The organism is Marinobacter sp. CHS3-4, assembly GCF_030053415.1.
In the GTDB taxonomy this organism is placed as follows: domain Bacteria; phylum Pseudomonadota; class Gammaproteobacteria; order Pseudomonadales; family Oleiphilaceae; genus Marinobacter.
Genome location: NZ_JASGBJ010000002.1, coordinates 845,875 through 865,896, shown reverse-complemented (window position 1 = coordinate 865,896; position 20,022 = coordinate 845,875). Strand labels below are relative to the sequence as shown.

The window sequence follows — 20,022 nt, the reverse complement described above, 5'->3', positions numbered from 1 at the left end:
GACCCTATGCCTCCAGGGTGACATCCGAAGCGGGTACAGCCACACAAGGCAGGCAGTAACCTTTTTCCAGGCTTTCACAGCCGGGTTCCCCATTAGGGTAGGACACTTCGCCCGAAAGCAGACGGGTCATGCAGGCGCCACAGTTGCCCATTCTGCACCCGCTCGACAGGTCGATTTGCTGCTCTTCGGTGAATTCAAGCAAAGAATCTTTGCTGCCATCCCAGGTATGGGTCTCATCGCTCTCTTTATAATTGATCTTGAAGGTGCCCGTATTTACTTTGGCTTTTTTGATACTGGCGGGCCCGAATGCTTCAAAGTGGATGTCCTTTTCAGGAACACCCCAGTCTTCAAGCCCTGAAACAATGGACTCCATGAAAGGTCCCGGGCCACACAGGTAATACTCAAAGTTATTGGACGGTAAAAGTTCCTTAAATAAATCGACGGACACCCGGGTTTCATGAATATTCAGGCCTTCAAGCGGTCTTCCGTCGTGCTGGCTGACACACACGTGCAGGGTGGCATTCGGCAGAGCGTCCACGGCGCTTCTTATGTCGTCCAGCAGCGCAAGCTGGTCGATGTTGGCGACACCGTAGAAAAAATGGACTTCTCGATCACTGCCCTTGGCCGCCAGTTGTCGAACCATAGACACCATCGGCGTCACGCCAATGCCACCGGCAATCAGCAATACGCCCCGGGGGCTGTCTTCATTCAGATAAAAATGCCCGGCGGGCGCTTTCAGTTGCAGTATGTCGCCTTCGTGAAGGTTCTTATGGAAATAGTTTGACGAGATACCTGGTGGCAGGTCTGGCTGCTTTGGTGGTGGCGGCAGCTTCTTGATAGAGACGCGGTAATAATCCTGATTGTAGGCGTCAGAGAGCGAGTAGCAGCGCGTGATGGTTTTTGCGCCATCCACGTTGGTCAGTTTAAAAGTAAGAAACTGACCTGGTTTCTGCTTTGGAAGGGGCTTTTTGTCATAAGGCTCGAGGTAAAAAGAGCAGATGCTGCCGTCTTCGCTGTCGATTCGCTTCTTGGCAATGACAAATTCACGCCAACCGGACCATTTCTCCAGTTCGCTGTCGTTGGCGACTTCATCCGCCACTTGCGCCAGGCGTTGCTTCCAGTCGGGCGCTTCTGTGGCAGGTGATGCAGCTGGGGGCGGCGTTTTACGGGTTGGTGCGCGTTTGGGCTCCGTGGTGGCTTCTGCGTTGCTTCTGTTAGCCGAACGCCACCATGAAAGGGCTAAGACTCCGCTCCAGAGAATGCCTGAAACAGCAATGCCCGTGGTGTTTAACCACTGAGCCAGCATTGGAACCGTTGTCGCCAGAACAGCCAGCCCGGCATGCAAGGCCACGACAATGATGAGATTTATCCGAACCAAGTCCATAGTGGTTCTCTTTTTTAGGATGACAGTACTTCCGCAATTCTTGCATTACTTATTGCTAACAGTGTATCCATGTCTAACGGCATTACAAATCCTCCACGAAATTTAGAAACAGATTTCCGAACCGGAATCCGGGGTCGTGACAGGGTTTGGGCGCGACTCAATCTCAAGGGAAAATCAGGAGTTTGATTTGACAAGCGAGCAGGAAAGGAAGCCAGACAGTGGGGAATACTGGGCGGAAAGAGTGCTTGATCCGACGTTTACGGGCTATGTCGAAAAAATGGCCCGCCGCCGATTCGGTCAGGACGTGCTTGCTGAAGAGGCCACCAATTACGTGCTGGAAGAACTCAGCGAGGAGAATTGGCAGCGTTGTCGCCAATACCGTGGGCAGTCCCAGGTGAAAACCTTTCTGGTTTCGCTGGCCAGTAATCTCATCGAGGAATTTTCCCGCAAGCGTTTCGGGCGTCCCCGCCCGCCGGTATGGCTCAAGGCGCAGGGGGAACTCTGGGTCAGGTTGTGGAAGATGGTGTGCCTGGAGCGCCAACCGGTTCCCACTGTTGTAGATCGGCTGACGCTGAGCGGGCAGCGCACCGTTGAGACGGTGAAGCAGTCGATCCGTGTGATCAAAGCGCGTATTCCGACCTGCGGCCAGGGCGGTGCTGGTGAGTGTGCGACGGACGATATCCAGTCCTGGAGCGATGCGACAGGTCTTGTTTCCCGTGATATCCCGGCCGGTACAAGGGTAGAGCAACAGGCCACTGTGCTGTTCCGACGTTTGATTTCCTCCCTTGAATCCGATGCCGATGAATTGGCTCCTCTGGAGGATGAGGCTATTCCGGAGCCTATGGATACTGAAGTAACAGAAAAGCTGAGAGCGTTGCACGAGCAGTTGCAGCTGGACGACGAAGAAACCGTGTTGCTGAAGATGGTGTTTGTTGATGGGCTGACGAAAAGCAAGGCCGCCCGAGCTCTTGGTAAGCCAGGCCATTACGGAGGGCGACGTATCAATGCGGCGCTTGATCGCCTTCTTGAAGCCTTCCGAGCCTGTGATCTGGACCTTGAGTCGCTGCGCAGTGCAATACGTTGAAGGGCAAGGGCGCGCATTGCACAGATTCCGGGCGCTGGCCGTCTAATGGCAAAAAGGTATGCGATGAATGAATGATCAGTCTCCTACAACGATGGTGTCGGTCGCGCTCTCGCTCTATAAAGGAGAGCCCATCGGTGATCGCCCCGACCCGGAAGAGCTCGCAGCGCTCTACGAAGGTGCCCTGTCAGAGACGCGGCGCGCGGAGGTTCTGAGTCATCTTGCCGGTGATGATGCTGTGTATGCCCAATGGTTGATGTCCTTTGAGTATGCCGAGGAGCTCGGAATCCTCGGTGAAGATCCGATTCCGGAAGCAGCGTCTGTGACGGCTGGTGAAACGGCTAGAGAGGATCACGGCGCTTCCTTCGCTGGCAAGCTGAAAAACCTGTTTAACCTCTATACGCTCGTTCCAGGCACCGCATTGGCAGGGCTGGCGGTGTTCATGCTGTTCTTTCAGGCGTCACAGCCATCTGGAGTTGAGGGGCTCTATCAGGAATATGGCGTATCGGCATCCGGGCAATTGCAATTGCCTACCCGGTCACTCGGCAATTTCTGGGATGAACCTGAACCAGAGCGCTTTGTCGTAAGTCAGGGCTTTAAAACGGGCCTCGATCGTCTGGCGATTGATGCATCCAGTATGAAACTGCTCGCCAATGAGTCGGAACAGCCTGGCACTGATGCCCTGAGGGATGATCAGCGCGCGACCTTGAGTGCCGTAGGGCAATGGGCAGCTATCACCTATGTTCAGTGCTCTGGTCAAACCGCCGATTATTTCGTCGCGGCGGAGCATGTCTGGAAGTCTTTGCGGACCAGACTCGACACCATCGACACGTCGTACGCAGAGAACCTGACCGACCGAGCCAGTCAACTCGACGGGACAGAAGCTGCTGATCGTCGTGTTTGTGCGTTGGCAGGTCTCATTGCCAGCGACGTTCGCCGCTGATCACTAGTGGTGAGATGGCGACGGCTGGCGAATGTTCTGCTCCGGTAACGCAACTTGCTGGGCAAATTGATCCTGAAGCATCTCCGCAAGCCCGGCAAAGTTAAAGGCCTCCAGGTCGCAGCGAATGATGCGCATATCGTGGTTTGTTTCATTAATAGCGATGATCGTCTGTTGGCCGTCGTCACTCACCGGCCCACCCATTTTTAGTTGAATGGTGGTGTCGCGAAGAAAAAAGCGACCTGAAAACTGTCGAATGCTCATCTACATACCTCGTGTTGTTTCGTCTTGGCAGTAACTTTTTCACGTTACTGCCTGATCAATTTAGCGCTTGGATATGTCCGTTACGTGACAAATTCAAAAATGGAGCATGTGGAATTTGTCGGGAGATTGTCATTTTCCTGTATTTCAGAGCCTAGTACCCGCGCCCGCCAAACCTTTCAGGATACTTCGCTCCAGAGCCTGGGCCATGGGTGACAGCGTTCGGTTGGTCAGTTTGATGATGCCGATTCGCCGGACCAGCTTGGGGTCACTCAATGGAATAAAACGCAGCTTCTGGTTATCCACTGGAAAGGCCAGCCTTGGAAGTGTCGTTATGCCGCTGCCGGCTTCGAGCATGGCCACCAATGAAATCATATTCGATATATAAAAGTCGTTGTTATCCACCAGGCTTGCGGCCTCCGTCTTGTGTAATAGCCTGGAGGTCCCGTTGGCGATAAAACGTTCTTCCTCTAACTCCTGCCATTGCAGGCTTTTCCGGTTGGCCAGCCGGTGGTCGCGATGCAGTACCACGCCGATGTTGTCTTCAAAAAGATGGGTGTAACTCAAGTGTTCATCCTGGGCCCAGATGCTGCTGATACCGAGATCGACTTCGCCGTTTGAGACCATGCGGCAAACGAAATCCGCGTTTTCGTCATGAAGATTGATGTTGATGTTTGGGTACTCGGTGATGAAGCCTGCCAGAAACTCAGGCATCAGGCGGCTCGCAACGGACGGTACGGTTGCCATAGTGACCCGACCTTGTTCGCCCTGTGCTACGTATTGCAAGTCCTTGGCGACTTGATCGTGCTGCTTGACCAGTTCTTTGAATCTGGGCAGGCAGTAGTCGCCGTAAGGGGTGAGTTGTCCTTTATGATTTTTCTCGAACAGTGGCTGGCCAAGTCGGTCTTCAAGATCACGAATAGCCATTGATAGCGCAGGCTGGCTGCGATGAAGCTGACGGGCGGCGCCATGAAAGCTGCCTTCTTCGCACACCGCCAGAACATACCTCAGTGGTTGAATCTTGAGTTCAAGTGCCATTTTTGGATCCTTCCGCTCCCGGCTAAAACGATAAGTATAGCTTATAAAAAATACGATATTTTTGATTATCCTTATTGATGCATGAAGTCTAGGCTTGGGGTAACCATTGAGGAGGACCCCATGTCAGATTCACACGCACTTTTTATCGGCGGCGAGTGGGTGCCAGGTGAGCACCCGGCCCAGGCCAACATCAACCCATCCGATCTTGGCGATACCATCGGTCTATACGATCAGGCCAGTGCCGGTCAGGTGGTACGGGCTATTGAAGCGGCAAAGGTGGGTCAGAAAGCCTGGGCGGAAACTGGACTTGAGGCCCGCTACAACGCGCTGATGGCCATTGGCGATGAGTTGATATCCCGCAAGGACGAGTTGGGCGAATTGCTGTCCCGTGAGGAAGGCAAACCTCTGGCCGAGGGCAAAGGTGAGGTGTACCGGTCCGGCCAGTTTTTCCATTACTACGCTGCTGAAGTTTTACGCCAGATTGATGACCGGGTCGCATCGGTTCGTCCTGGTGTGGAGATTGAAACCCGCCGTGAGCCTCTCGGCGTCGTTGGGGTCATCAGTCCATGGAATTTCCCCATGGCCACGGCAGTCTGGAAGATCGCTCCGGCTCTGGCGTTCGGCAACGCGGTAGTCTTCAAACCCGCCAATCTGGTGCCCGCCAGTGCCTGGGCCTTGGCGGAGATCATCAGCCGCCAGGAACTGCCAGCCGGTACCTTCAATCTGGTAACCGGAAATGGCCGGGAAGCCGGGGAAGCATTGATCACCAGCCCCCATGTTCAGGCCATCACTTTTACCGGATCGCTGGATGTTGGTCGTCGTGTGGCGGCTGCTACCGCTGCCAACCTGGTGAAATGTCAGCTTGAGATGGGCTCCAAGAATGCGCTGATCGTGCTGGATGATGCAGATCTGGATCTGGCGGTTGATGCCGCATTCGCCGGCGCCTATTCGGGCTCTGGTCAGAAATGCACGGCATCTTCCCGGTTGATCGTTACCGACGCCGTCCACGATGAGTTCGTCGAGAGGCTCAAGGCGAAATTGGCCGCCGCGAAAGTCGGTCCGGCGCTGGCAGATGGCACGGTCATTGGCCCCATCGCCAGCGAGAGTCAGTTGGCCGCCAACCTCCGTTGGGTTGACGTTGCACTGGGCGAAGGCGCCACGCTGGCGTTCGGCGGCGAAGACGTCGACGTGGGTGTCGATGGCCACTACATGCAACCTGTGTTGTTCACCGATACGACCAACGACATGGCCATCAACCAGGACGAGGTATTTGGCCCCGTCGCCTGTGTGATCCGCGTGCCGGATTACGAAACCGCTCTGACTACTCTGAACGATACCAATTACGGCCTGACTGCCGGTTTGATCACCCGCTCCCTGAGCCGAGCGTCGGATTTCAAGGCCAGGGCAGAAACCGGTTGCGTGATGGTAAATCTGGCAACCGCGGGCACCGATTACCACGTGCCGTTCGGTGGGCGTAAGGATTCCAGCTTCGGACCTCGGGAACAGGGTCGCTATGCCCGGGAGTTCTACACCGTGGTCAAAACCTGTTACATCAAGGCCTGAGGACACTGCCATGTCACAAGCGGTTCTGACGATTGACGGGCTGCAGTACTCGAACTGGTCACGGACTATTTTCGAGGAAATGCGCGAAGGCGGAGTGGATGCGGTGCACGCCACCCTGGTATATCACGAGAACTGCCGTGAAACCCTGCTGCGTTTCGGGGAATGGCAGCGCCGCTTTGAAGCACACAACGATCTGATCATGCCCGTTTACGAGGCCAGTGATATCGAGCGGGCGAGGGAGACGAACCGCGTGGGCATCTTTTTCGGCGCCCAGAACTGTTCGCCGATTGAAGACGATATTGATCTGGTGGCGATCATGCGCCGGCTGGGGCTGCTGATCATGCAACTTACCTACAACAACCAGAGCCTGTTGGCCTGTGGTTGTTACGAATCTGAAGACAGTGGCGTCACCCGGTTTGGCAAGCAGGTGATTCGCGAGATGAATCGGGTTGGCATGCTGATTGATATGTCTCATAGCTCGGAACGCTCGACGCTCGATGCGATTGAGCTTTCTGAGCGGCCGGTGATTATCTCTCATGCCAACCCGGCGAGTTTCCACGCAGCCAAGCGCAACAAATCCGATGAGGTGCTGAAGGCGGTGTCGCAGAGCGGCGGGATTCTCGGGTTTTCTGTGTATCCCTTTCATTTGAAGAACGGCCCGGACTGCACGCTGGATGAATTCTGCGCCATGGTGGCAGATACCGCCGAGCTGATGGGCATAGACCATATCGGCATGGGCACGGATCTTTGCCAGGGGCAGCCGGAATCGGTATTGACCTGGATGCGAAATGGTCGCTGGACCAAGGCGATGGACTACGGGGAGGGCAGTCAGTCGAATGCCGGCTGGCCTGCGCCATTGTCCTGGTTTAGCGATAACCGTCATTTCTCGAACATTGCCGAGGGCCTGCGCCAGAAGGGGTTCCATCACGATGAGGTCGAGAAAATCATGGGCCGAAACTGGCTGACTCAATTAACCGAGGGTACGCGTCCGCAGGCAGGGGCCGTGGTCTGAGCATCTACTGTCTGAACAAACCAGTTCCAACAACAAAAACGGGTAAATGCTATGACAACTTCAGTCAGTTCTACCGCAGTACCGCAATCCGGTATAAAGCAATTCGGTGACCCGGTCGTTCTGGGCCTGAGCATCGGGTTTATCCTGCTGTTCCTCGGCCTGTCGTTGTACGACATCGAATGGACCGCCGGCCTGATTTCCACCGGTTTCGCATGGACAGCACAGACGCTGGGATCGTTTTTCCAGATGCTATTGTTGCTGACCTTTTTAATTGGCATGGGCGTCGCCATTTCGCCCGCCGGCAGTGCCAAGGTGGGCAATCTGGACACGCCGGAGCTGAGCACCTTCAAGTGGTTGTCGATTATCATGTGTACGCTTCTGGCCGGTGGAGGTGTGTTCTTTGCCGCCGGTGAGCCGGTGTACCATTTTGTGGTCACTCCGCCCGTATTTGATACCCAGGCGGGCACAGCTGAGGCGGTCGCGCCAGCGCTGGCGCAGTCGTTCATGCATTGGGGATTCCTCGCCTGGGCCATTCTGGGCACGTTGTCGGCCATCGTTCTGGCTCATGCCCATTATGTAAAAGGCCAGCCATTGCAGCCCAGAACGTTGCTTTATCCGGTATTTGGCGACCGCGTCATGAAAGGCTGGTTTGGCGGGGTGGTGGATGCCCTCTGCGTGATCGCAGTGGTCGCCGGTACCGTTGGACCGATCGGGTTTCTTGCAACTCAGGTGAGCTTTGGCCTGCACGAATTGTTTGGTGTGGCCGAGGGCTATGGTACCCAGTTGATTATCCTTCTGGTTCTGGCTTCGGTCTACGTGACGTCCGCCATGACAGGCTTGCACAAAGGCATACAAATACTCAGCCGGTTCAACGTGTTCCTGGCCCTGGCCATTGCCGCAATCATCTTTGTTTTCGGGCCGACGCTGTTCCTCACCAACGCCTACACTCAGGGCTTCGGCGAATACATCAATTCCTTCTTCGCCATGGCGACGGTGACGTCTGTGACCTCTGAAGGCTGGTGGATGCAATGGTGGACGGTGTTCTTCTTCGCCTGGTTCCTCGGCTACGGCCCTCTGATGGCGCTGTTTGTTGCCCGTATCTCGCGGGGTCGAACTATTCGCCAGATGATTCTCGCAGTAGGCGTGATGGCGCCCATAGCGACCACCATATGGTTCACACTTCTCGGTGGCTCGGGGATCTTCTACCAGCTCACTGGTGTCATCGATCTGACCGAGGCTTTGAACAATTTCCAATTCGATGTGGCGACGCTGACGGTCGCGCAGGCGTTGCCTGGTGGCCCGCTCATGGCCGTGGCCATTTTGTTGCTGACCACGATCTTTGTGGCCACGACGGGTGATTCCATGAGCTATGCCATCGCGATGGTAAGCGCGGGCCATGATGCTCCTGAGCCACTCGTGCGTGCCTTCTGGGGTGTGGCTATGGCTCTGATGGCGGCGGTGTTGCTCTACATGGGGGCCGGACAGATCAGTGCGTTGCAGCAATTTATCGTAATTACGGCTATACCGGTGTCACTGATTCTGTTGCCATCGCTTTACATCGGGCCAAAATCCGCCTATGCCATGGCGAGGGAACAGGGAATCGTGCCGCCCAAAGGTGAGGTGGCGTTGGTGGGAAAAACCACGGGTTCGATTGAATCCTCAGCGGGGAAATAAGCGATGGCTACCCAGTTGGATGTGCAACCACAGCTGAAACTGCGACCTGCCGACCGGGTAATGAACCTGGTCCGGCTGGGTAGCCTGCACGCCAGCCGCCTGAGTTTCTCCCGCAGCCTGGTAAGGCAGATGGCTCGGGAAGACTGGACGGTGACGACTGTCCGAAATGATCTGGACGAGCACGGTCATGGCGTGGTGATTTATCGTCTGGAAACGCCGCACCATACTTACCATGGCGTCGTTTTTTCCCAGCACCTGGCGCCGGAAAAACGTTCGGACCGGGTGATTGCAGAAGCCTGGGACGTCACGTTTGCGCTGGTGGAAGGCGCGGTTGAAGACACGCTGCTGGCGCAGATGGCGGCCAATGTACCGTTACAGGAAGCCGGGCGTCAGCACCCCCGGTTGCTGGTGCTGTCGCGGGCCAACAAGAGCCTGCGCAACTTCGACCACTTTGTGGATGCTCTGGCGTCCGGCCATCAGCCGAATCCTGCCTGGCTTACTCGGGTCGGCTACCTTTATCGCACCACGGCGGTTTATGGCAATGGCAAGTTTGGCATTGCTGACTATGCCCGCCTGCAGAAAAATCCGGATTTCAATCGGCCGTTTTCCGCGCAGATGTTTGCGGTGTATCTGCTGAGGCATTTTTCCATTCAACAGATAGAGCATCTGGCCCGGTCCCGGGACCCTGACCGCGCCGTTGGGCTTGCGCCAGCGTTGCAGCGTTATTTGGGAATCGGTAACTCTACCGGCCTGGGAATGGCGCCGTTTCTGATCAACCATCCGCAGTTGATTCAGCAGTGGGTGTATTGCCGCGAACGGGCGCTTGCCTGGGCCAGAGAACAGCCGCCCACGGAAGGAACACGAAGGGAATTGATGACTCTTCTGCAAAGGGCCCACCGGCATTTCATGGAAACGGTGACCGAGGATAATGAGCAGACGCAGCGCAATGCGGCTACGGTGGCCTCGATTGCTTCGGTGATTCAGTGGCTGGATCAAATGCAGGCGACGCCGAATCTCTGGGACGAGCTGCTGGATTGGGCCGACGACAATTGTTCGCTGGAAGCCCAGGAGCTTATAAATACCCTGCTGATTGAACTCTATCCGGATCTGATCGATGCCGTCGAGGACGAGCTGGGCTGCGAGGAAATTCTGGAGCTGCAACCAGAGATGCGCGCAACCGCCCTCAAGCAGATGATTGAATCAAAATTCGCCTGGGCGCTGGATTTCGACCCCAAAAACCCGGACCACAAATACTGGTTCTGGTACCGCTCGGTGGAAAAAGAAGAGCCAAGGCTGGGCGTCCGTTTGGAGGAGCCTGGTGCGGAAAAAGAGCTTCAACTGGCAATCGGCCCGCGAATACACCGCACGTACCAGTTGTTGGATGCGTTTCTTGACAGGAGTCCTCGCGGATCGGTGGTGGAGTTTTTGATGGCTCACCCTGGCCAGAAGGAATGCGTGCGTCGCATTCAGACCATGGGCGCCACGCCGTATGGCGAGATACAGGCCAATCTCTGGCACCGGGATATGAAGCCCATGCACCTGCTACGCACCAAGCTGTCATTTTTCGGGGCCAGCCGGTTTGATCCCAAGTCCGACCGATGGGTCAGAGTCACCCTGTTTCAGGGGGCACCGCTGTTCAGCGAACTGTTCAGTGAACACGGGACTGACAAGGCACGTCTTGCGCTGCTGGACGACTGGAGCTTTCCAACAGAACCGGATTCGAGCGCTCTATGAAAGTCTCGTTTAATGAACTGCAGGGCATGGGCCGAAAGGCATTCATGGGAATCGGTTTTGCCGAGGGCGACGCCATCGACGCGGCGGAAATGGTTGCCTGGATGGAGGCGCACGGTCTTGGCGGTGTTGCAGCGCTCAAAAAAGGCCTGGACTACCTGCTGAACGAAGATCCCACAGATACCCCGACCCTGGTCTATCAGGACGCCGATTTCAGCGTTCTGGATGCTCATAATCACAGCATTCTTGGCAATGCCAGTCTGGCCGTGGAGCTTGGTTATGCGCGAGCCAGGGCTCGTGGGCTATCGATTACCAAGGTTCGGCATTGCCACAATCGGGTGCTGGTGATCGGTTACCTTTACCGGCTTGCCCGCCGTGGCATGAATGTGACCGCCTTCTGGCGAAATTCCCACGAACCCCTCATCGAACAGGTGGTGGGTTTCAAAGCCGGTCATCCGGTGCCGGAGATTTGTGTCTACAGCCTGGAAGATGTCCCGGATGATACTGAAAAAAATGACGGTATCACCCTGATCATGGCCAACCATGTGGATATGCTGCCCAGCCTGCGCTCGGACTATGCATTGACCAACCTGATGCGGCAGACCGAAGAGGAACTGGAACAGCAACGGGATAGGGCACTGGTGGAAGGTCTGGAAGTCGATGACCAGCTGTGGAAAACCCTCAAATCCCTGGCCGATAGGCTATTGGTGGAGGCCTCTGCTGCCTCCCGTAGCGGCGCCGGAGCAGGGACCAGTGACAATGACTGATCGGAGCCATCCAATGACGCCCTCACCAACCATTACCCCGGTTGAAACAGATCTGCCCCGTTCCAAAGCGCCACTGGAGTGGGCGGTGACCGCCAACGGTGTGCTGTTTACTGCACAGATTCCCATTGACGCCAGCGGCCAGGTGGTTGATGGCGGTATCGACGCCCAGGCCAGGCAGACCATGGCCAACCTGAAACATACGCTGGAGTCGGCTGGCGTTGGCATGGCCGGGCTGGCCCAGGCGTTGATCTACGTCACCGACCGCGAACATCTCGCGGCGGTGAACCGGGTGTACGCCGAATATGTGGCCGAACCTTTCCCGAATCGGGCGGCGATCATTGTGTCCGGGTTTGCCCGGCCGGAAATGCTGGTTGAAATTGTCGCTTATGCCGCGTGTCAGTAACCCTCGGGCGCCTGGAATCCCGCCAGGCCCAGCTTTTCCAACAACTCCCCGAATTTGATGGTTGTCAGATCCATGCCAGGCGCACCAATTACCTGAATGTTGTAGGGAAGGCCGTTTTTGGTACGGCCGATGGGAACGGACGTGGCGGGAAGCCCCAGCAGGGTTGCCATGGCGATCCAGCAGAACTGATCCATGTAGGCCCGGGGTTTGTCGGCCACTGTGATGGTGCGCTTGAAAACCGGATTGCTGTGGTCGTGCGGAATTGCTGCGGTTGGTGTAATCGGCGTCAGCAGCACGTCGAATTCTTCAAAGAGTTCGGTGATCTGGGCCCGCATTTTTTCGCGGGTTTCGCTCCAGGACATCCATTGATAAATCGGCTGATTGACACCTCGGCCATACTCACCGACGTAGGCGGTTACCGGGCCGAACAGATGCAGCCATTTTTCCAGGCGGGCGATCCATTTCATCTGTCGTCGCTGTGAGGGGGTTAGCGACGTGCTCAACAGGCTGCCAAGAAGGTTGAAGTAGGCGGGCAGTATATGCGCAAGGTTCAGCAGGTCGTGCCGCGCATCTGAAACCAGCGCCCCCCGGTTTTCAATTTCCTGGGCGAGATTCCGGTAGCCGTCGGTTAGCTCTTGATCCACGGGGCAGAGTGGATCTGAAAGCCAGAGCCCAACCCTGGCCTGTTCAAGCGAATCGATCCGGGCGGGTGCCATCGCCAGTTTCCAGCTGTTGGCCTCCCGTTCTGCCGGCCCCCCAATCACTTCCAGTAGCAACGTCAGGTCCTCAGCCGTTCTTGCCATGGGGCCGCCTTCGGCCAGGTCAGGCTGGGATTCCGTTCCGGGAGGGCCTGGAATGTGGCCGCGCAACGACACCAGTTTGCGGGACGGTTTATGACCAAAAATACCGCAGAAATGGGCCGGTATCCGAATGGAGCCGGCAAGGTCACTGCCGACTTCCAGCGGCGTCATCCCGGATGCCAGGGCGGCTGCGGCTCCGCCAGATGAACCACCGGGCGTGTGCGCCGGGTTGAATGGGTTGCGGGTCATGCCAAACAGCTTGTTATAGCTTTGAATGTCGGTGGCATAGAGCGGCACGTTGGTTTTGCCCAGTACGATGGCGCCGGCGTCCTCGAGCCGTTTTACAACGTCGGCGTGTTTTTCCGGCCGATGGTCTTTCAGAGCCGGTGCCCCGGCGGTGCAAGTCATGCCGACTACTTCCCAGGTGTCCTTAAGCGTCAGCGGCAATCCATGCAGAGGGCCGAGCGTTTTACCTTGGGCGCGGGCCGCATCGGCTTCCGCTGCTTTGGTGAGTGCCTTTGCTTCATCCATCGCCACGATCGCATTCACCTGCGGGTTGTGCTCGCTGATACGTTGCAACAGCGCCTTGGTGAGGTCGGTGCTGGTTACGCTGCCATCGCTCAGGGCCTTCAGTAGTTCGGTCGCGGAACGGTAATGCAGGGGTGACGTCATGGGCATCTCGTTATCCGGGTGTTGAATTTGGATCAGGGCAACTCTTCACGCCAGTGCTTTACGCTGACCTGGGTTTTGATGGCTTCCAGAATTTCTGTCAGCAGGTTGATCAGAGCTTCGTTCTGCACTTCGTCCTGCCCGTTATCGTCCGGTGATGGCAGGAACACGTTTACGATGTCTTCTATAAAGGCGTGGTTGGATGCCGACGCCAGGTCTTCCAGAATCTGATGAATCACATGAGCGACGATGTCGCCCACGCATTCTTCCAGCGTTTCCTGAATTGTTGGGCCAACGACTGGAAGATACTTCAGGCGTGACAACTCCAGGTTTTGTTTGAGCGCGGTATCCACCCGATCTTCCAGGTATGTGCGTAAGGCACCCCGGTTGGGTACGTATCCTTCTTGAGCCGCTTCGGCCACGCGTTGGGAAAGCCAGTCGCTGATCATGCCCCGTCGTGGATACAGAATGTCGTTCTGTATGCGATCGAAAAGAGGCGATCCACGACGTATCTCGTCTTGTGCGCCTGAGAGCACCTTGATAACGATTCGATCTGACAACTCCTCCAGAAACGCTTCGTAGTAGAAATTGACGAACTTGAAGGCCTTGGTCTGGGTGACATCAATGATCTTGTACTGATGCAGCCGGTAGATGATCGAGATCACCCGCAGGATCCTCAGGAAGCGGAAGCTGCCAACCGGAATACAGCCAATAATGTCGTACCAGTGAATGAAAGGATAAAAGTACCAGCGGTCGTACACTTTGGCCTTGACCGCGTAGCCCCAGCGCAACATAAATTCGGTCAGGAAGATGCCCACGAACACCAGGTCGTAGAAAATGAAGTTCCGGTGTATTGGCCGGTATACTTCATTTATGGCGGGCGCCAGAGACTCAAGCCCATCCTGAATGGCGTCAAAGCTGTATACCGAGTCAAAGATGATAAAAGCCAGGTTGATGATCAACAGGCCCAGCATCACGAAATCGATCGTGAACCAGATCAGCTGGTGGCTCTTTTTCAGATTCTCTGTATTGATGGAAAGCATTCGTAAGTCCGGCAAAGATGCACAAAATTGGAATTAGCCTAGCATGGATTACCTTGCGCCTGATTAACTTGACCTGACCCTGTGAAACTCCCAGTGTTGGGAAAGTTCGATGTTCACCTTTTGAGACGCCAGATATCCGGATGTATCACCCTTTGTTGCCTCGTTTTCGATGGAGTGCGTTCTGCCTCTGTTTGGCGCTGATTGCGTTCGCTCCTCTGAGTGAGGCGCAGCAGGTGACGGTGGAGGTGAAAGGTGATTTCCCCGAACTTCAGGACAACGCGGAGGCGTTTTTGCGGAAAGTGGAGGGCCGATCGGCGGACGGATTGCGCCGCTACGTCAGCACCGCGAAAGATCAGGTAAGCCAGGCATTGAAAGCGCTTGGGTATTATCAGCCAGAGATTGAATGGGAGATTCTGCAGGCGGATGGCGATGAAAGCCCACCCCGGCTGGTGTTGTCGGTGGAACCCGGAAAGCCCGTGCGTGTGCGTTCGAGAACCGTGACCATCAACGGGCCTGCCAATGACGATTCGGAATTTTCCCTTGGTCTGTCGAGCAGCCCGGCTGAGGGAGACGTGCTCAATCACGGTCACTATAACGCACTCAGGGAAACCATCCGCAACGCTGCCAGCCGCCTGGGCTACTTTGATGGCACCTTCGAAACGCGCAGGCTCGAAGTGAATCCGAAATCGAGAACCGCAGACATTACGCTGATTTTCAACAGCGGTCGGCGTTATCGCCTAGGGGAGGTGACTTTCGAGGAGGGGCACGGATTCGATTCGACTCTCCTGAACCAGTTCGTGACCTTTGAGTCGGGCGAAGTTTATCACTCTGACAAAGTCGCAGAGCTCAGCAGTGATCTTTCGAACAGTGGCTACTTTTCCAGCGTGGACGTCGATGCAGATCCCTCAAAGGCCACGAATGGCTTGATTCCGGTGAAGGTAGAACTGCGCACCCGGCCGCCGCGTTCGATTGCGGCAGGCTTGGGCTTTTCAACCGACGTGGGTCCTCGCTTCCGGGGTACCTGGCGAGAACACTGGATTAATCCGATGGGCCATCGGCGGGGAGCAGAAACTGAGCTATCCAAGCCTCGTCAGAATATTTCGGCATGGTACGAGCTGCCGCTTGATCCGCCAATGACGGATTCCATTCGTCTGTCCACCGGCTATCAACGGGAGGACATTGAAGACGTGGAGTCTGAATTGATTACTCTCGGGCAGACATGGACCCATCAACTTGGTAGTGGCTGGCTACAGAACCTGTCCATCAATTGGGAAGATGAGCGATTCAAGTTTGGCGATGGTTCCCGGGAACAAACACGTCTGCTCCTTCCCGGCCTGGGCTACTCTCGGATTCACGCCAACTCTGCGTTTGATCCCTCCCGGGGCTACCGACTTTCCATCGAAGTGGTCGGGGCGCACCGGGCCGCGCTGTCCGATGCGGATATTCTTCACGTACTGGGTATCGCCAAGGGGCTGTACACACTGGGCGACAACCACCGGTTTCTGAGCCGGTTCCGCTTGGGCGGGGTTGCCACCAATCGCTTCTCAGACGTTCCACCCTCACTGCGTTTTTTCGCCGGTGGTGACCAGAGTGTTCGCGGCTATGGCTATGAGACCCTGTCGCCGAAGGACAGTGACGGCATTGGAATCGGTGGCCGCTATCTGATGGTGGGCAGTATTGAGTATCAGTATGAGTTTATCGACAGGTGGCGAGTGGCTGCTTTTGTGGACGAGGGCAACGCCATTGATGACCTGACAGAAACACTGGCGACCGGCGTCGGTGCCGGCATCCGCTGGATCAGTCCCGTTGGCCCGCTGAGGCTGGATATCGCCAATGGACTTGATCCTGAATTTGGTGGTGGCTGGCGAGTGCATTTTTCCATGGGGCCGGAACTATGACCGATTCCCCTAAAGATACTCAAGAGCATGAAACTACCATGCCTCGCCGACGCGGCCCGACGTTCTGGATCTTAACGGTGCTGGCCGCCTTGGTGCTGATACCGGTTCTGCTGGTGGGCGCGATTGTGCTGGCTCTGCGATCTGACGCGGGAACGGCCTGGGTGCTGGATCGGGTGCCAGGGCTGGAAGTGGCACAAGGGCAGGGAACCTTGCTGGGCCGCTGGCATGCCCAGTCTCTGAGCTGGCAGGGCTTTGGAACTTCCGTCACGGTTGAGGCCCCGTTTATCGACTGGTCGCCAACCTGCCTTTTTGAGTTAGAGCTGTGTCTGGAGGAACTGGAAGCACAATCTGTGAATCTGTCACTACCGCCGGCCGGCGATGACCCGGGAACAGGCGGCCCCATTAAGTTGCCAGAGATAGACCTGCCGCTGGCGGTGACCATCGGTTCAGTGGACATTGGACCGTTCACTCTTGGGCAGCAGGTTGTCTGGGATCGCTTTCAGTTTGCGTTAGAAGGGTCAGGGTCGGATTGGTCCATTGCTTCTTTGAGCTTTGCGCGGGAAACCCTGTCACTGGATGTCTCCGGCCGTTTGACAACACGCGGAGCCTGGCCGCTGGATCTCAGGGCCAAGGCGCTTTTGCCGCCGCCTGAAGGCGACAGATGGCTGTTGGATCTGAACCTGACCGGTAGCGTCGAGCAGCTACTCGTTCGTGGTACCAGTGAAGGATACCTGAACGCCACCCTGTCAGGTCAGACTGAACCGTTGAAAGCGGCATTGCCGGCTCAGTTGAGCGTGGAAACGCCGCGTTTCAAGGCCACGCGAGGCCTTCCGGATACGTTGACCCTTGAGAAGGCAAAGGTTGCTGCGAAAGGCAGTCTTGAGAAAGGTTTCAAGGTCAACGGTACCGGAAGCCTACCGGGCAACAAGGGCAATATTGACCTGGCCCTTGAAGGACTGGTGAGCACGACAGACGTTCAGAATTTAAACCTGATGCTGACAGATGACGGCGTTGGCGCCGCGGAAAAAGGCACCGTCACGGTGAACGGCTCCCTCAGTTGGGCGGAGGCCTTTTCGGCAGACGCGACCGTCGCCCTGGAGGCATTTCCGTGGTTTAACCTGCTGCCCGGAGTAGCCCCGCCACCCGTGATGCTTAATCGACTGAATGGTGATGTCCAGTATCAGGCAGGGCGTTACACGGCGTCGCTGGAAGCGGTGGTGGATGGCCCCCAGGGCACCGCCAACCTTGCCTCCAGGGTCGCAGGGGATCTGGAATCGCTTTCCTTGACCGAATTGCGGGCCAACACCGGTGGAGGATTCCTCAGCGGTGAGGCAAAGATCGGTTTCGCCGGTCCTATTACCTGGCAAACAAGCCTGACATTGAGTCGGTTTAATCCCGGCTATTGGCTGCCATCTCTGGAGGCCAGCCTGAATGGCGCTGTCAGTAGCGACGGTGCTTTGCCCGTTGAAGGTTCTCCCAGGGTCAATGCCATATGGGATCTGCAGGGCACCTGGCGGACCAGCGAGGCGGCCATTCGAGGCAACCTGAGTCAATCTGGAAAGGCGCTGACATTGTCGGATCTGGTGCTGAGTATTGATGAAAACCGGGTCTCAGGGCAGGGGCAATGGGGTCCAGAACTGTCCGGCGATTTCAAAATCAATGTGCCATCACCGCAATTGTTCCTGCCGGAACTTGAAGGCGTTCTTAATGGATCGGTGTCGATCGCGGGTTCACCCGAGCGGCCAGAAGGCAAAGTGTCGTTGAGCTGGCAGGAACTTGGCTGGGCAGACCAGCTGGACGTGAGTCAGCTGGATTTGTCGGCAAGTCTTTCCAGCGGTGAAAGTGTAAAGGCCGATTTTGTGGCAACCGAGTTGTCGGGTGGCGGACAGTCATTGGAAAAGCTCACGTTGGCCTTGTCAGGCACCCGCGACGATCATCGTCTGACGATCAATGGCCTGCACGAAGAAGCCACCCTTCTTTTCTCGTTTGTTGGTGGGGCAGGGTCAGATTGGTCATCCTGGACCGGCAAGCTGGCCGAAGGTGAAATTGACGTGGTCAGTCAGGATCAGTTTTGGCAGCTGGATCAGCCAGCGGATCTTGCGTATGGGAAGAATGGTCGGGTGACCTTTGGCAAGCATTGCTGGCTGTGGCAGCAGGCATCGGTGTGTGCAGGCCAGCAGGTGCTTTTTCCGGATACGACGCTGGATTATCGCGTTCGAAACTTCCCGACAACTGCCTTGGCTCCCCTGATGCCAGAAGCGCTCAGATGGGACACTTTGCTGGATGCTGATCTGGCCTTGACGACCACCGATGCGGGCCGGGAAGGGAGCCTGACCGTGGATGCGGGTGATGGTGAATTTGCGGTGAGCAACGCCGGTGAGTGGGAGACGTTCAAATACACTGCGCTTTCCGCACAGGTTGAACTGCTGCCTGATCGGGCAAATCTTGGCGTCACAGTGAATGGCCCTCGCCTTGGAGAGCTGTCTGCCAACATGAGCGTCGATCCTCGGTCGGAAGATCGAAATCTGGATGGCCAGTTTAGGATCGCCAATCTGGACATGGCAATGGGAGCCGTCTTCGCTGGTCTGGAGGAAGTCAAAGGTAAGCTCAATGGTCAGGGCAAGATTTCCGGACCACTGATGAAGCCAGCAGTGAACGGTGATATCGCCCTGACAGGCGGCGAAATCTCCGACCCTTCGCTTCCGCTGCCGCTGGAAGATCTGGTGGCTAACCTAACCCTGAAAGGCTATGAAGCGGAGTTGACGAGTCGGTGGAAAAGCAATGATCGCAGCAACGGTGCGATTGACGGCCGTGCGAATTGGGCCTCTGATCCTGAATTCAGCGCCAGTCTGACTGGAAGCCGCTTGCCAGTGATCTACGACCCCTATGCCCGGATAGAGCTCGAGCCGGACCTGAATATCGAGTATGGCGGCGGCGCCCTGAGTATTACCGGAAAGCTTGAGGTGCCTCGCGGCGCCATTGAAATTACCCGACTGCCCGCTCAGGCCGTTTCCGTGTCGGACGATGAAGTGATTGTCGGGGTCGAGGAAGACGAGCCAGCCGTTCGTCAATTGAATATGGATATCACCGTGGTGGTCGGTGAAGACAGGGTGTCGTTCAACGGGTTTGAAGTCGTTGGCAATCTGGAGGGTATCCTACGCATTGGCAATAATATGGACACTCGAGGTTCGCTCCGCCTGATCGATGGACAGTACGAGGCCTATGGGCAGGAACTGGAACTCAGGCGTGCTCGCTTGCTGTTTACAGGCCCTCTGAGCCAGCCCTACCTGGATGTAGAGGCCATCCGCCGGGTTGATACGATCATCGCTGGCATTCGGCTGAGTGGGCCAATATCCCAACCACAAACCCAGGTTTTTTCTGAGCCCAGCATGCCACAGACTGACGCGCTTTCTTACCTGCTTTTGGGGCGGGCGCCCCAGGGCCGGGGTGATGAAGGGCAAATGGAAAACGCTGCCATATCGCTGGGTTTGACTCAGGCCAGCGGCATTACCCGCGAAATTGGCGAGGAACTGGGGATTGAAGATTTTATTCTTGAAACCGAAGGCTCGGGTAACGAAGCCGCGGTGGTGGCCAGCGGTTATCTGACGGAAGATCTTAGTATCCGCTATGGCGTTGGTATCTTCGAACCCATCAACACGGTTGCCGTGCGCTATGATCTTGGCCAGTATTTCTATCTTGAAGCCGCCAGTGGGCTGGCGTCGTCCCTCGATATTTTCTATACCCGGGATTTTTAATGG

15 protein-coding genes are annotated in these 20,022 nt (G+C 56.3%); 10 read left to right on the top strand and 5 right to left on the bottom strand.

The genetic code is table 11. The features are described from left to right. Positions 1 to 4 precede the first annotated feature (4 nt). Entirely contained in the window at positions 5 to 1,384 is a 1,380-nt protein-coding gene (locus tag QLQ17_RS11925; RefSeq protein ID WP_283209800.1) for a 2Fe-2S iron-sulfur cluster-binding protein, read from the bottom strand. Positions 1,385 to 1,571: 187 nt separating this feature from the next. Here QLQ17_RS11925 and QLQ17_RS11920 point away from each other — a divergent pair, with 187 nt between their 5' ends. Both QLQ17_RS11920 and QLQ17_RS11915 read left to right on the top strand, forming a co-directional pair. Continuing rightward, positions 1,572 to 2,468: a hypothetical protein gene (locus tag QLQ17_RS11920; RefSeq protein ID WP_283209799.1), complete on the top strand. Its 897-nt coding sequence runs from the start codon at positions 1,572 to 1,574 to the stop codon at positions 2,466 to 2,468. A gap of 67 nt (positions 2,469 to 2,535) precedes the next feature. Further along, the gene (locus tag QLQ17_RS11915; protein ID WP_283209798.1) at positions 2,536 to 3,408 is read left to right on the top strand and encodes a hypothetical protein; all 873 of its coding nucleotides are present in this window, start codon (positions 2,536 to 2,538) and stop codon (positions 3,406 to 3,408) included. 3 nt (positions 3,409 to 3,411) lie between these two features. Here QLQ17_RS11915 and QLQ17_RS11910 read toward each other — a convergent pair whose 3' ends face one another. Both QLQ17_RS11910 and QLQ17_RS11905 read right to left on the bottom strand, forming a co-directional pair. After that, positions 3,412 to 3,669 carry a hypothetical protein gene (locus tag QLQ17_RS11910; protein WP_283209797.1) on the bottom strand — a complete coding sequence of 86 codons (258 nt, stop codon included), beginning with the start codon at positions 3,667 to 3,669 and terminating at the stop codon, positions 3,412 to 3,414. Between the two features lie 144 nt (positions 3,670 to 3,813). Continuing rightward, complete coding sequence (locus tag QLQ17_RS11905) at positions 3,814 to 4,704, bottom strand: LysR family transcriptional regulator (RefSeq protein ID WP_283209796.1); 891 nt, start codon at positions 4,702 to 4,704, stop codon at positions 3,814 to 3,816. A gap of 120 nt (positions 4,705 to 4,824) precedes the next feature. Here QLQ17_RS11905 and QLQ17_RS11900 point away from each other — a divergent pair, with 120 nt between their 5' ends. From QLQ17_RS11900 to QLQ17_RS11875, 6 genes are read left to right on the top strand one after another with little or no spacing between them, the layout of a single operon-like run. Then, complete coding sequence (locus tag QLQ17_RS11900) at positions 4,825 to 6,267, top strand: aldehyde dehydrogenase family protein (protein ID WP_283209795.1); 1,443 nt, start codon at positions 4,825 to 4,827, stop codon at positions 6,265 to 6,267. Between the two features lie 10 nt (positions 6,268 to 6,277). After that, positions 6,278 to 7,279, top strand: coding sequence for a membrane dipeptidase (locus QLQ17_RS11895; protein ID WP_283209794.1), 1,002 nt, complete (start codon positions 6,278 to 6,280; stop codon positions 7,277 to 7,279). A gap of 51 nt (positions 7,280 to 7,330) precedes the next feature. Beyond that, positions 7,331 to 8,953, top strand: a complete 1,623-nt coding sequence (locus tag QLQ17_RS11890) for a BCCT family transporter (RefSeq protein WP_283209793.1) — start codon at positions 7,331 to 7,333, stop codon at positions 8,951 to 8,953. 3 nt (positions 8,954 to 8,956) lie between these two features. After that, positions 8,957 to 10,687: a hypothetical protein gene (locus QLQ17_RS11885; RefSeq protein WP_283209792.1), complete on the top strand. Its 1,731-nt coding sequence runs from the start codon at positions 8,957 to 8,959 to the stop codon at positions 10,685 to 10,687. Then, positions 10,684 to 11,451: a DUF3726 domain-containing protein gene (locus QLQ17_RS11880; RefSeq protein ID WP_283209791.1), complete on the top strand. Its 768-nt coding sequence runs from the start codon at positions 10,684 to 10,686 to the stop codon at positions 11,449 to 11,451. The genes QLQ17_RS11885 and QLQ17_RS11880 overlap by 4 nt, the downstream gene beginning before the upstream one ends. Positions 11,452 to 11,464: 13 nt before the next feature. Beyond that, positions 11,465 to 11,854 carry a RidA family protein gene (locus QLQ17_RS11875; RefSeq protein WP_283209790.1) on the top strand — a complete coding sequence of 130 codons (390 nt, stop codon included), beginning with the start codon at positions 11,465 to 11,467 and terminating at the stop codon, positions 11,852 to 11,854. On the opposite strand, the gene QLQ17_RS11870 is transcribed toward QLQ17_RS11875, so the two are convergent. Next, on the bottom strand, positions 11,848 to 13,326 hold the full coding sequence (locus tag QLQ17_RS11870) for an amidase (RefSeq protein WP_283209789.1): 1,479 nt from the start codon (positions 13,324 to 13,326) through the stop codon (positions 11,848 to 11,850). The genes QLQ17_RS11875 and QLQ17_RS11870 overlap by 7 nt on opposite strands. A gap of 32 nt (positions 13,327 to 13,358) precedes the next feature. Next, positions 13,359 to 14,366: a hypothetical protein gene (locus tag QLQ17_RS11865; RefSeq protein ID WP_283209788.1), complete on the bottom strand. Its 1,008-nt coding sequence runs from the start codon at positions 14,364 to 14,366 to the stop codon at positions 13,359 to 13,361. Between the two features lie 245 nt (positions 14,367 to 14,611). On the opposite strand from QLQ17_RS11865, the gene QLQ17_RS11860 reads away from it, so the two are divergent. Together QLQ17_RS11860 and QLQ17_RS11855 are read left to right on the top strand one after the other, a co-directional pair. Next, entirely contained in the window at positions 14,612 to 16,264 is a 1,653-nt protein-coding gene (locus QLQ17_RS11860; protein WP_502867375.1) for an autotransporter assembly complex protein TamA, read from the top strand. A gap of 38 nt (positions 16,265 to 16,302) precedes the next feature. Beyond that, a complete protein-coding gene (locus QLQ17_RS11855; protein WP_283209786.1) occupies positions 16,303 to 20,019 on the top strand; it encodes a translocation/assembly module TamB domain-containing protein in 3,717 nt (1,238 codons plus the stop codon). Positions 20,020 to 20,022: the final 3 nt, after the last annotated feature.